This is a genomic window from Ralstonia flaminis, from assembly GCF_958415495.1.
Taxonomy (GTDB): Bacteria; Pseudomonadota; Gammaproteobacteria; order Burkholderiales; family Burkholderiaceae; genus Ralstonia; species Ralstonia flaminis.
This window is the reverse complement of the sequence record NZ_CATZLL010000004.1, coordinates 263,488-275,809: the sequence shown is the minus strand read 5'-3', so window position 1 is coordinate 275,809 and position 12,322 is coordinate 263,488. Positions and strand designations below refer to the sequence as shown.

Below are 12,322 nucleotides of genomic sequence, written 5' to 3'. Positions count from 1 at the left end.
AATGAGAAATTCTTGTGATGCAACCGCGGCCTATTATAACGGCGACCATGCTGATATCGGATTGTTCCGATAACGTGAATTGCGCGAAATGCACGGAATTCCTGTCAGCAAATCAATAACTTTGGCCCATATCAAAAGAGCGTCAAAAAGATGAATGTTGCCGCGCTCGTGAGCGTTTTTCTGATCGCATTGCTCGGTGGTGTCCATTGCCTGGCGATGTGCAGCGGCATCGCGTTGGCCGCTGAGCGCGGGCAGGTGCCGGTGCGGATCGTTTCGCGTCGCCGGCTGGCGTTCGAGCAAGTGGTCATGCACGCTGGGCGCATCAGTATGTACGCGGCGTTGGGGGCCATCATGGGGGCGCTCGGTGCCACGGTTTGGCGCCAGCAGTGGCTGCCGATTCAACGCGGATTGTTCGCATTCGCCAGCGCTTTGCTGCTCGCTTACGGCCTACTTCTGGTTGTGCGCACCACGGGTGATACATGGCGCAATCCTTGGGTGGAACGTGTGCTTGGCCACCTTGCCGGCGTGCTGTCGAAAATGGGGGCACAACTGGGTGGAAGCCTGCATCACAGCCCGCCATTGGTGCGGCGCTATGTCACGGGTTTGGCATGGGGGCTGGTACCGTGCGGCATGGTTTACGGGGCACTGGCGGTTGCGTTGTTGGCGGGCAACGCGGCATCTGGGGCGGTTGTGATGCTGGCGTTTGGTCTGGGCACGTTGCCGAATCTGCTGATGATGTCCGGGGTGGCAGGCTGGTTGCGGGGGCTGTCTCGCCAGAAGTGGGCGCGTGGCGCGGCGGGCGCCGCCATTGCCGCCTTTGGCATGTGGGGGCTCGTATGCGCCGCATGGCTGCCGGAGATGCTCAACGCACATGGTTTTTGCCTAGTGCTGTAGCTGTTTGAATCACCCGCAGATCGCCATTTGGCCCTGGGCGGAGCACTAGGACATCTTCCCGGTTGCGGCACCGCAGGAAATTGCCCTACAATCAAACACAATTCGACTCGCCCACCGCGCAGATAAACAATCCCAAGCGCGGCGCCAAGCGACGCCATCCAGCGCAAAAGCCGCAGAAATGCCGCCCTGGACAGTCGATTCGGGCTGGGTGTCAGTCTTCGTTGGCAGCCGTCCGGTGCAGTATCCGTCCCCATGGCGGCGGAAGAAATTGCCCTTGTGGTGCCTGACCGGCACCGGATCAACTCGCTCCTCCGGCCCTTTTTGCGGGCATAGCCACTGCGTTTCGGTGCAAAGCCGCAAGTCCGTGCGGTTCTTGCGCGCCGGGCCCGGGCGGGCAGCAGCATTCAGACATACCGCGTGCGTCGCGGTGGGACGACAAACCTCAAGCGTGACGGCGACCCGCCGGACGCGAGTAATGACGAGCCGCTCAACCGAATGAATACCCAAGAGGCGAAAATCGTCCTCGAGACCGCGCTGATCTGCGCGCAGGACCCGTTGCGAGTCAATGACTTGCGCAAGCTGTTCGACGAAGATGTTTCTGCGGATACCATCCGCGTGCTGCTTGAAGAGTTGCGCCAGGATTGGCTTAACCGCGGTGTCGAACTGGTTGCGTTGGCGTCGGGCTGGCGCCTGCAGAGCCGCCCTGAGATGCGCGTATATCTAGATCGCCTGCATCCGGAAAAGCCGCCCAAGTACTCGCGTGCGGTGATGGAAACGCTGGCGATCATCGCGTATCGCCAGCCGGTCACGCGCGGCGACATTGAAGATATTCGTGGCGTTACGGTCAACACGCAGGTGATCAAGCAGATTGAGGATCGGGGCTGGATCGAGGTGATTGGTCATCGCGATGTGCCGGGCCGCCCGGCGCTGTATGCCACTACCAAGCAGTTTCTGGACGACCTCGGGTTGCGCTCGCTGGATGAACTGCCGCCGCTCGAAGATGCCCGTGCCCAGGCGCAGGCAAGCCTGCTGGAGCAGGGCGCAATCGAGTTTGAGGGCGGGGCGATCGCGGTGCAGGAATTGACTGCGCTGGTCAACGATGCACCGGCGGGTGTGGAGGGCGAGCGTACTGAGGCGCCTTCTGCCGACGGAACTGAACCGCTAGTAGCCGAAGCGGCGAAAGCGGATGCGCCTGTTGTGCGCGCTGAGATCGAGGCCACCGCCGAGGTCCAGGTGAGCGGGTCGAGCGCACCCGAAGCTGAAACCGAAACCGTTGAAACGGAATCGGGAGATCCAAACAAGACCGTGGCTGAGCCGTCAGCGGCTTCCGCGAACGAACACTCGTAAGCCATGTTTGCCGCCCAGTCGGCGCATGGTCTGAACCACTTGAATTGAAAGACGTTGTGAGCACCCTGCCAGATTCCATGGATACACGTATGCCGGCTGATGCCGACGCTTCGGCACCCCGTCAAGAGGGCGCAGGCGATGGCGCTGAGTCATCCGCGCCGCGCCGCAAAGGGCTGCGCAGGGGCTTGCGCAACCTGGTCGCGTCGCGCCGCCAGCAACAGGATGGTCGCCCAGAGGGCGATGCGCCTGCGAGCGAGGTGGCTGCCGATGCTGGCCAACCTGCCCAACCACGCAAAAGCCGCGCCCCGCGCGCCCGTAAGCCGAAGGAAACCCCGGGCAGCGATGCACCGGTGGTGATGGAAGCCGCGGCAGCAGTCGAAGTCGCTCCGGCGGAGGGCCAGGGCGAACGTGGCGAGCGACGTGGTCCGCGTGGCCGATTCGGCAAAAACCGTCGCCGCCAGGGCGAAGGCCAGCCGGCGGGCGAGCGCACCGAAAATGCCGACCGCAAGAGCGCCAATCCTGGCCGCGGTAAGGGTCAAAGCCGTAACGGTAAGCCGCAACACGGCAAGACAGGTGACCAGGGGCGAGGCAAGCAAGGTGGCAAGGGCGGCAAAGGTTCTGACGACGTCTTCCAATATGTGATTTCCGGGGCGTACGACTCGGAAGCCGATGCTGGTGGCGCATCACAGCCGAGCAAGGTGCGGGAACTGACCGCCGAGGACGACGCCCCCAAGCTGCACAAGATCCTGGCGGATGCCGGCCTGGGCTCGCGCCGCGACATGGAGGACCTGATCCTGCAGGGCCGTGTCTCTGTGAACGGCCTGCCGGCGCACATCGGTCAGCGCATTCTTGCCACCGACCAGGTGCGCGTGAACGGCAAGCTGATTCAGCGCAAGCTGCCCAACAAGCCGCCGCGCGTGCTGCTGTACCACAAGCCGGCCGGCGAAATCGTGAGCCAATCCGATCCGGACGGCCGTCCGACCGTGTTTGATGCGCTACCGCGCATGAAGACCGGCAAGTGGGTCGCCGTCGGCCGCCTAGACTTCAACACCGAAGGCCTGCTGATCTTCACGACGTCTGGTGACATCGCCAACCGCTTCATGCACCCGCGTTATGGCGTCGAGCGTGAGTATGCGGTGCGTACGCTGGGCGAACTTGCGGAAACCGATCGCCAGAAGCTGCTCCACGGTATCCAGTTACAAGACGGTGAGGCCAACTTCCTGCGCTGCGCCGACGGTGGTGGCGAGGGGGTCAACCACTGGTACCACGTCGCCCTGACAGAGGGTCGCAACCGCGAAGTGCGTCGCATGTTCGAGGCGGTCAACCTGACCGTGTCGCGCCTGATCCGCACGCGTTATGGCAGCTTTGTGTTGCCGCGCGGCCTGAAGCGCGGACGCTGGCAGGAGGTGTCGGCAGAAGACGTGCGTACGCTGATGGGCACGTTGGGTATGAAGGTGCCGGCGGCCAGCTCGGGTGGCCAGCAGAATAATCGCCAGGGCAACCGCCGTCGCGAGGTGCCGGTGCTGATGGGGCCGATGTCCTCAGGCTTTACTGGTGAGGCGAATTTCCAATCGCGTGGCATGGGGGTCGAGAACGGCAATCGTGCAACGCCGGCGCCGCGTCGCCAGTCCAGTCCACGTCAGCCGGACCCGATGCAGACCTCCATGGGCTACATCAATGTTGGCGGCCCGACCACGTTGACGGCGCGCACCCGGATGGGTGGCCGGCCGGACGGTCGTGGCGGTGCAGGTGTAGGTGCGGGGGCAGGTGGCGGGATGCGTGACGGTAACCGCGCGCCAGGCAACAAGCGCCCGGGCAAGGGTGGTGGCGTGCCGAGCGGCAACAAGGCTGGAAGCAAGGCGCGCAGCGGCGGTGGTAATCGCGGCGGCAAGCGTTGAGTCTGGTGGCGCTGTGTGCGGTATCCGCCGCAGCGCCAGATTTTGTGGTGCGTCCAGGGCAATTTTTGCGTTTTGCCCAGAGACGGATTACAATATGAGTCTAATCAAAAGTCATCCTGTAGAAGATGGGCGAATGATATGGGCGTTGCGCCCATTTTTTTTTGCTTCGGCAGGTTGGCAGTACCGGGAAGTTCTTCAGGAAAAACGTGCATCTGACTGATCTGATTGAGAAAACCCTCGCCGCCATGGGCTACGAGCTGGTGGAAGTGGAGCGCGCGCCAGCTGGATTGCTGCGCGTGTATATCGATCAGGCGGAGAATGGCATCGTCATTGAAGATTGTGAGAAGGTAAGTCATCAGCTCACGCGTGTCTTCGAAGTTGAAAACGTGAATTACGAGCGGTTGGAAGTGTCGTCGCCTGGGCTGGATCGTCCGCTGCGCACGCTGTCCGATTTCACGCGTTTCGCAGGCCTGGAGGCCAAGGTGACGCTGCGCTTGCCAGTGGGCGGCCAGAAGAATTTCACGGGGGTCATTCAGGCTCCCACGGGGGAGCCCGGCCAAGAACGGGTCGGCCTCGAGTTTGAGGGAAAGGACGGCCCTGCGCTGCTGGAATTCACGTTGTCGGAACTCGACCGCGCCCGGCTGGTGCCTGTGCTGGACTTCAAAGGAAATCGAAACAAAGGGAACAAGCAATGAGCCGCGAAGTTCTGTTGCTCGTCGATGCGCTTGCGCGCGAAAAAAACGTCGACAAGGATGTGGTGTTCGGGGCGCTGGAAGCCGCATTGGCTTCGGCGACCAAGAAGCGCTTTGAAGAAGACGTGGATGTGCGCGTGGCGATCGACCGTGAGTCGGGCGAACACGAAACCTTCCGTCGCTGGCTGGTTGTTCCCGATGACGCTGGGCTGCAAGAGCCGGATAAGCAGATTCTGCTGTTCGAAGCCAAAGAGCAGGACGCCGACATCGACGTCGACCAATTCATCGAAGAGCAGATTGAGTCGGTTGAGTTCGGCCGCATTGGCGCGCAGGCTGCCAAGCAGGTCATCCTGCAGCGCATCCGTGATGCTGAGCGCGAGCAGATCCTGAACGACTACCTCGATCGCGGCGAAAAGATCATGACCGGCACGATCAAGCGTGCCGACAAGAAGGGTCTGATCGTCGAATCTGGTCGCGTGGAAGCGCTGCTGGCACGCGATCAGATGATCCCGAAGGAAAACCTGCGCACGGGCGATCGTGTTCGCGCGTACATCCTGAACGTCGACCGTACTGCACGCGGCCCGCAGATCGAGCTCTCGCGCACGTGCCCCGAGTTCCTCATCAAGCTCTTCGAAAACGAAGTGCCGGAAATGGAACAAGGCCTGCTGGAGATCAAGGCGGCTGCGCGTGATCCGGGCGTGCGTGCGAAAATTGCGGTTGTGGCGCACGACAAGCGCATCGACCCGATTGGCACCTGCGTCGGCGTGCGTGGTACGCGTGTGACGGCGGTGCGCAACGAGGTTGGCGGCGAAGCCGTGGATATCGTGCTGTGGTCGGAAGATCCGGCGCAGTTCGTGATCGGCGCGCTGGCACCGGCGCAAGTGCAATCCATCGTCGTGGACGAAGAGAAGCACAGCATGGACGTGGTGGTCGACGATGAGAATCTCGCCGTCGCCATCGGTCGTAGCGGCCAGAACGTGCGCCTGGCCTCGGAGTTGACTGGCTGGCAGATCAACATCATGACGCCGGCTGAGTCCGCACAGAAGCAAGCTGAAGAAAGCTCCGTCGTTCGCCAGTTGTTCATGGCGAAGCTGGACGTGGACGAAGAAGTTGCAGACATCCTGATCGAAGAGGGCTTCAGCTCGCTCGAAGAAGTGGCGTATGTGCCGCTGCAGGAAATGCTGGAGATCGAGGCGTTTGACGAAGACACCGTCAATGAACTGCGTAACCGCGCTCGTGACGTGTTGTTGACGATGGAGTTGGCAAAGGAAGAAAAGGTCGAGAAGGTGTCGCAAGACCTGCGCGACCTCGAGGGGCTGACCCCGGAGCTGATCGGCAAGCTGGCCGAGGGGAACATCCAGACGCGTGACGACTTGGCTGAGCTGGCCGTGGACGAACTGGTCGAAATGACCGGCGTTGACGAAGAACAGGCCAAGGCGCTGATCATGAAGGCGCGTGAACACTGGTTTTCGTGACGTTAGCGAGACCCACATCGATCCATTGATCGTTTCTCGCAATCCTCACTAAAACCAAGCATCGAAAGGGTTTGAATGGCAAGCACAACAGTTGCCCAACTCGCAGGCGAATTGAACCGTAGCGCATCGGCGCTGCTGGAACAATTGCAAGCTGCGGGCGTGCAGAAGGCGACGCCGGAAGACGTCATCACCGAATCGGATAAGACCCGTCTGCTCGATTATCTCAAGCGAGCGCACGGCAGTGCCGAGGATGGCGCGCGCAAGAAGATCACGATCACCAAGCGTGAAACCAGTGAAATCCGCCAAGCGGATGCCACCGGCAAGACGCGCACCGTGCAAGTGGAAGTCAAGAAGAAGCGCGTGCTGGTCAAGCGTGACGAGCCGACCGCAGGCCAGTCGGAAGACGAGGCCGCAGCCGCAGCGCCGTTGGTGGACGCCGAGGAAGTTGCGCGCCGGGAGGAAGAGCAACGCCAGCAGGCGGAACAGCTGGCCCGCCAGGAAGCTGAGCTGAGGGCACGCCAGGAAGCGATGGAGCGCGAGGAAGCCGAGCGCCGCGCCCGGCAGGAAGCCGCTGAAGCGGAGCAGAAGCGTCAGGCAGAACTCGCCGCCAAGAAGGCGGAAGAAGAAGCTGTGGCTGCTCGCACCGCGGCAGAAGCCGCAGACGAAGCCCCGCGCCGCAAGGCCGAGGAAGACGCTGCACGCCTGGCGACCGAGCGCGAAGCTGCGCAGAAGGCTGCCGACGAGGCGCGCGTGGCTGCAGACAAGATCAAGGCTGAGGAAGACGCCGCGCGCAAGCGCCGCGAAGCCGCCGAAGCCGAAGCCCGCGCTATCCGCGAAATGATGAGCGCCCCGGCCCGCGTGCTGAAAACGCCGGCCGAGCGCAAGGCAGAAGAAACCAAGAAGGCCGAGCAATCGGGCACGCTGCACAAGCCGGTCAAGCCGGCGGGTGAGGCACGCCCGGCTGCAGCAGCCAAGAAGCCCGCCGCCCCGGCACCCGCTGCAGCGACGCCGAGCTCGCCGTCTGGCGACAAGAAGGGTGGCCGTGGCAAGTCGGGCTGGCAGGACGACAATCGCGGCGGTGGCAAGCGCGGTGGCCTGAAGACACGTGGCGACACGGGTGGTGGCGTTGACGGCTGGCGTGCCGGCTCCAAGGGCGGCCGCAACCGCCATGGCGACGATAACCGCAATGCCTTCCAGGCGCCGACCGAGCCGGTCGTGCGCGAGGTGCACATTCCGGAAACCATCTCTGTGGCCGATCTGGCGCACAAGATGTCGGTCAAGGCCGCTGAGGTCATCAAGCAGATGATGAAGCTCGGCCAGATGGTCACGATCAACCAAGTGCTGGACCAAGAGACCGCGATGATCGTGGTCGAAGAGATGGGCCATCAGGCGGTCGCGGCCAAGTTGGACGATCCGGAGGCACTGCTGATCGAGGGCGTGGATGAACCGACGAATGTCGAGGCTGAGACTCGTCCGCCGGTTGTGACCGTGATGGGTCACGTCGACCACGGCAAGACCTCGCTGCTGGACTACATCCGTCGGGCTAAGGTTGCGGCGGGCGAAGCCGGCGGCATTACACAGCACATCGGTGCGTACCATGTCGAAACCGATCGCGGCGTCATCACCTTCCTCGACACCCCGGGTCACGAGGCCTTCACGGCCATGCGTGCACGCGGTGCCAAGGCAACCGACATCGTGATTCTGGTGGTGGCGGCCGACGATGGTGTCATGCCTCAGACGAAGGAAGCCATCGCCCATGCGAAGGCGGCTGGCGTGCCTATCGTGGTGGCGATCACCAAGGTCGACAAGCCCGAAGCCAATCCGGACCGTGTCAAGCAGGAACTGGTGGCCGAAAGTGTGATCCCGGAAGAGTACGGCGGTGATGTGCCGTTCGTGCCGGTATCCGCGAAGACGGGCGCAGGCATCGACAGCCTGCTGGAAAACGTGCTGCTGCAGGCTGAAGTGCTGGAACTGAAGGCGCCGATCAACGCACCGGCCAAGGGCCTGGTGGTGGAAGCTCAGCTCGACAAGGGCAAGGGCCCGATCGCTACGGTGCTGGTGCAGAGCGGTACGCTCAAGCGCGGCGACGTGGTGCTCGCAGGCACGGCCTACGGTCGTGTACGCGCCATGCTGGACGAAAACGGCAAGCCGGCCAAGGAAGCCGGTCCGTCGATCCCGGTGGAAATCCAGGGTCTGTCGGAAGTGCCGGGTGCAGGCGAAGAAGTACTGGTGCTGCCAGACGAGCGCAAGGCGCGCGAAATCGCACTGTTCCGCCAAGGTAAGTTCCGCGATGTGAAGCTGGCTCGCCAGCAGGCTGCCAAGCTGGAAAACATGCTGGAACAGATGAGCGAAGGCGATGTGAAGTCGCTGCCGCTGATCGTCAAGGCCGACGTGCAGGGTTCGCAGGAAGCGCTGGTGCACTCGCTGAAGAAACTGTCGACCGACGAAGTGCGTGTGCAAATTGTGCACGCCGCCGTGGGTGGCATCACCGAGTCAGACGTCAACCTGGCAACCGCGTCGAAGGCCGTCATCATTGGCTTCAACACGCGAGCTGATGCGGGCGCGCGCAAGCTGGCTGAGCATCACGGTATCGACATCCGCTACTACAACATCATCTATGACGCTGTGGATGAGGTGAAGGCGGCGATGTCGGGCATGCTGTCGCCGGAAAAGCGCGAAGAGACCACGGGTACCGTCGAGGTGCGCCAGGTCTTCCACGTGCCGAAGGTTGGCGCGGTGGCCGGTTGTATGGTGCTGGATGGCTTCGTCAAGCGGAACTCGCTGGTGCGGGTGCTGCGCGACAACGTGGTCATCTTCTCGGGCGAGCTGGATTCGCTCAAGCGCTTCAAGGACGATGTGAAGGAAGTGAAGCAAGGCTTCGAATGTGGCCTGTCGATCAAGAACTTCAACGACGTCAAGGAAGGCGATCACCTCGAGATCTACGAGATCACCGAGGTGGCACGTACGCTGTAATGCGGTGGCCGGGCGCTTGCCCGGCACATCTTTGCGACGGTGGCCCGGGCGCGTCCCGCGCCACCGTTTTGTCTTTTGGGGTTGTCGACTTGTGCCGGCGGCCCTGTATGAGGAACACGCTATGCCGAAGAAATCGGGGTCGGCCTCGGGCCGCAACTTGCGCATCGCCGATCAGATCCAGCGCGATCTGGCCGAACTGATCCAGCGCGAGATCAAGAACCCGGCGATGGGGTTGGTGACGCTGCAATCCGTGACGCTCACGCCGGACTACGCGCATGCCAAGATCTACTTCACGGTGCTGGGTGCCGAGCCGGAAGTTGCCGCCACCATCCTGAACGAGAAGGCCGGCTACCTGCACTCGTTGCTGTTCAAGCGCTTGCACATCCACACCGTGCCGACGCTGCACTTCCACTTTGACGGTTCGCTCGAGCGCGGGATTGAGATGTCTCGCCTGATCGACGAAGCCAACGCCACACGCGCCAAAGACGACTGACGATGGCTGAGCAACACGCGCCCAAGCCACAGAAACCGCCACGCCGCGAGGTGCACGGCGTGCTACTGCTGGACAAGCCGATCGGCTGGTCGAGCAACGATGCGCTGATGCGCACCAAGCGTCTGCTGTGGGCGAAGAAAGCTGGGCATACCGGCACGCTGGATCCGCTGGCGACCGGTCTGCTGCCGTTGTGCTTTGGCGAGGCGACCAAGTTCTCGCAGGACTTGCTCGACGCGGACAAGACGTACGAGACGGTTGTGCGTTTGGGCATCAAGACGAGTACCGCAGACGCCGAAGGCGAGGTCCTGAGCGAGCGGTCGGTATCAGTCACGCCCGAGCAATTGCAGGCTGCCGTCGCACGCTTTGTCGGTGAGATCGATCAGGTGCCGCCGATGCATTCCGCGCTGAAGAAAGACGGCAAGCCGCTGTATGAATACGCGCGTGCTGGGCAAACTGTGGAACGCGCTGCACGACGCGTGACGATTCGCTCCATCGATGTGCTGGCGACGGATCTGGAGTCTGCTGCACCAACGGTTACCCTGCGCGTGGCATGCAGCAAGGGCACGTACATCCGCACGCTAGGCGAGGATCTCGGTGAGGTGTTAGGCTGCGGCGCACACCTGATCGCGCTGCGTCGTACGCAAGTCGGCAACTTGAAGTTGGACGCAGCGGTGACGCTCGACGCCGTGGAAGCCGCGCCGGAGGAGCAGCGTGCAGCGCTGCTCGCGCCAGTTGATGCACTGCTGCAAACGCTGCCGCGCGTGGAACTGAATGCAGAAGACAGCCGCCGCTTTCTGCATGGCCAGCGCTTGCCGCTGCGATGGGCATTGCCGAATGCCGATCAGGTGCGCGTCTACGGCACGCGCGATGATGTGGCCGTCTCGCTGCTAGGTGTCGCTGCCTGGCAGGGGGGCGTGCTGAGGCCGGAGCGGCTCGTCCATCTCTGAGCCGCAGATCAGCCCGCAGGTTACATACTGCGTCAGGGTTTCACCCTTGCGCTGAATAGCCACCGTCGACCGGGATGGCGGTGCCTGTTACGAAGTCCGAGGCTTGGCTGGCGAGGAATACCGCCGCGCCGGCCAAGTCCGTCGGCTCGCCCCAACGACCCGCGGGCGTGCGCCCTAGAACGGCGCCTTCGTAGTCGTAGTCCGGAAATTCAGCACGCCCGCTTTGCGTGAGTTCGGTATCGATCCAGCCAGGCAGGATGGCGTTGACCTGGATGCGATGCGTTGCCCACTCAACCGCCAGCGCCTGTGTCAACTGCACAATGGCACCCTTGCTTGCCGAGTAGGGCGCGGCATACGTAGCGCCAAAAATCGACATCATCGAGCCGATGTTGATGATCTTGCCGCCCCCCGCTTTCTGGAACTCCGGGAACACCGCTTGTGCGCAGTGGAAGGTGCCGCTCACATTGACATCCATCACGCGCTGCCAGTCTTGCGGCGTGTAATCCTGCGCCAGTTTGCGGATCGTCATGCCGGCGTTGTTGACGAGAATGTCGACGCGGCCGAAGTGTGCGGCTACGGTCTGCACCATCGCTTGGCAGGCGCCAGGGTTGGTAATGTCGGCGCTGACGAAACGGGCATTGAAACCCGCCGCGACAAGCTGGCCGGCTGCCGTCTGGTTCTTGGCGACGTCGCGCCCAACGATGGCGATGGCGGCGCCCGCCTGTGCCAGGCCGGTAGCGATGCCCAGGCCGATCCCGCCGTTTCCACCGGTGACGATGGCGACGCGTCCGCGTAAATCAAAAAGTTGCATGGTTGAGTACACCCTGAGGCGATGGCTTCAAAAACGAGGGCCACGATAGCAGGGTGGTGCACACCAAACCAATGCCTGATTTGCGCCAATCTGTGACATTTGTTTTGAAGTGACGTCTATCGGTTGCTAAGTAAGTTCTACTGCAATCAGATGTTGAACTCGTGAATATCGACCCGCTCTATCCTCGGTTCCCCAAAAATCAGAACCGAGCGATGGGATGTCGCGCATGCGCATCCCACATGGAGCCCATCCGTGAATCCCACTTCCTCATCGGGCGAGCGCACCCTCTCTGCCTTGGTGCCCTCGCGACGCGCGTTTGTGCTGAGCGCGATCTCGCTGGCCGCGCTGGCGGCCGTGGTGCCGTCTGTTGCGCAGCAGGCGCTTGCGCAACGCACCGCTGACGGCGATTTCATGCGCGTGTCCCGCGCCGTTGTAGACGGCGCGCTTGATGCAACCACCGGCCAGGCGCTGCATGCCGCGCTCAAGAAAGCCGATGCCACGTTCGATGCCCGCTTGCAGCAGCTTGCGGCGTTTATTGCCGGGCAGCCGCCAATGCCCGTGGAAGCGCTGGCGCAGCAACTTGACGTACAGCACCAGACGGCGTTGAGGGGCACGCTGAACCAAGTGGTGTCAGCGTGGTACCTCGGCACAGTCGGCACGCATGTCATCGCCTACGCCGGGGCGCTGATGTACCGGCCCACCGCAGATGTCCTGAGCCCACCTAGCTACGTGCATGGAGGCCCATTGAACTGGGTTGCGTTCACGTTTCTCGCAGACCACGGCTGATACGCC

10 protein-coding genes are annotated in these 12,322 nt (G+C 62.6%); 9 read left to right on the top strand and 1 reads right to left on the bottom strand.

Annotation, left to right across the window (positions count from 1 at the left end; genetic code table 11):
• Positions 1–150: 150 nt before the first annotated feature.
• The 8 genes from R2N11_RS08160 (at position 151) to truB (ending at position 10,719) form a co-directional block, all read left to right on the top strand.
• Positions 151–894 (top strand): sulfite exporter TauE/SafE family protein, encoded by a 744-nt coding sequence (locus R2N11_RS08160; protein WP_316680768.1) that lies wholly within the window; start codon positions 151–153, stop codon positions 892–894.
• 495 nt (positions 895–1,389) lie between these two features.
• A complete protein-coding gene (scpB, locus tag R2N11_RS08155) occupies positions 1,390–2,241 on the top strand; it encodes an SMC-Scp complex subunit ScpB (protein ID WP_316680767.1) in 852 nt (283 codons plus the stop codon).
• 89 nt (positions 2,242–2,330) lie between these two features.
• Positions 2,331–4,139 carry a pseudouridine synthase gene (locus R2N11_RS08150; protein ID WP_316680821.1) on the top strand — a complete coding sequence of 603 codons (1,809 nt, stop codon included), beginning with the start codon at positions 2,331–2,333 and terminating at the stop codon, positions 4,137–4,139.
• Between the two features lie 206 nt (positions 4,140–4,345).
• Positions 4,346–4,834: a ribosome maturation factor RimP gene (gene rimP, locus R2N11_RS08145; protein WP_199030934.1), complete on the top strand. Its 489-nt coding sequence runs from the start codon at positions 4,346–4,348 to the stop codon at positions 4,832–4,834.
• The gene (nusA, locus tag R2N11_RS08140) at positions 4,831–6,306 is read left to right on the top strand and encodes a transcription termination factor NusA (protein WP_048932184.1); all 1,476 of its coding nucleotides are present in this window, start codon (positions 4,831–4,833) and stop codon (positions 6,304–6,306) included. The genes rimP and nusA overlap by 4 nt, the downstream gene beginning before the upstream one ends.
• Positions 6,307–6,381: 75 nt before the next feature.
• Positions 6,382–9,279: a translation initiation factor IF-2 gene (gene infB, locus R2N11_RS08135; RefSeq protein ID WP_199030933.1), complete on the top strand. Its 2,898-nt coding sequence runs from the start codon at positions 6,382–6,384 to the stop codon at positions 9,277–9,279.
• Positions 9,280–9,400: 121 nt separating this feature from the next.
• Positions 9,401–9,772, top strand: coding sequence for a 30S ribosome-binding factor RbfA (gene rbfA / locus R2N11_RS08130; protein ID WP_199030932.1), 372 nt, complete (start codon positions 9,401–9,403; stop codon positions 9,770–9,772).
• A 2-nt stretch (positions 9,773–9,774) separates the two neighbouring features.
• Positions 9,775–10,719 (top strand): tRNA pseudouridine(55) synthase TruB, encoded by a 945-nt coding sequence (gene truB / locus R2N11_RS08125; protein WP_316680766.1) that lies wholly within the window; start codon positions 9,775–9,777, stop codon positions 10,717–10,719.
• Positions 10,720–10,759: 40 nt separating this feature from the next.
• On the opposite strand, the gene R2N11_RS08120 is transcribed toward truB, so the two are convergent.
• The gene (locus R2N11_RS08120; RefSeq protein WP_316680765.1) at positions 10,760–11,530 is read right to left on the bottom strand and encodes an SDR family NAD(P)-dependent oxidoreductase; all 771 of its coding nucleotides are present in this window, start codon (positions 11,528–11,530) and stop codon (positions 10,760–10,762) included.
• 252 nt (positions 11,531–11,782) lie between these two features.
• On the opposite strand from R2N11_RS08120, the gene R2N11_RS08115 reads away from it, so the two are divergent.
• A complete protein-coding gene (locus R2N11_RS08115; RefSeq protein WP_316680764.1) occupies positions 11,783–12,316 on the top strand; it encodes a sugar dehydrogenase complex small subunit in 534 nt (177 codons plus the stop codon).
• Positions 12,317–12,322 lie beyond the last annotated feature (6 nt).

What these genes read in the sequence shown, in the direction of transcription:
- R2N11_RS08160 (WP_316680768.1), top strand. Translation starts at nt 151, where the DNA reads ATGAATGTTGCCGCGCTCGTGAGCGTTTTTCTGATCGCATTGCTCGGT.
- scpB (WP_316680767.1), top strand. Translation starts at nt 1,390, where the DNA reads ATGAATACCCAAGAGGCGAAAATCGTCCTCGAGACCGCGCTGATCTGC.
- R2N11_RS08150 (WP_316680821.1), top strand. Translation starts at nt 2,331, where the DNA reads ATGCCGGCTGATGCCGACGCTTCGGCACCCCGTCAAGAGGGCGCAGGC.
- nusA (WP_048932184.1), top strand. Translation starts at nt 4,831, where the DNA reads ATGAGCCGCGAAGTTCTGTTGCTCGTCGATGCGCTTGCGCGCGAAAAA.
- infB (WP_199030933.1), top strand. Translation starts at nt 6,382, where the DNA reads ATGGCAAGCACAACAGTTGCCCAACTCGCAGGCGAATTGAACCGTAGC.
- rbfA (WP_199030932.1), top strand. Translation starts at nt 9,401, where the DNA reads ATGCCGAAGAAATCGGGGTCGGCCTCGGGCCGCAACTTGCGCATCGCC.
- truB (WP_316680766.1), top strand. Translation starts at nt 9,775, where the DNA reads ATGGCTGAGCAACACGCGCCCAAGCCACAGAAACCGCCACGCCGCGAG.
- R2N11_RS08120 (WP_316680765.1), bottom strand. Translation starts at nt 11,530, where the DNA reads ATGCAACTTTTTGATTTACGCGGACGCGTCGCCATCGTCACCGGTGGA.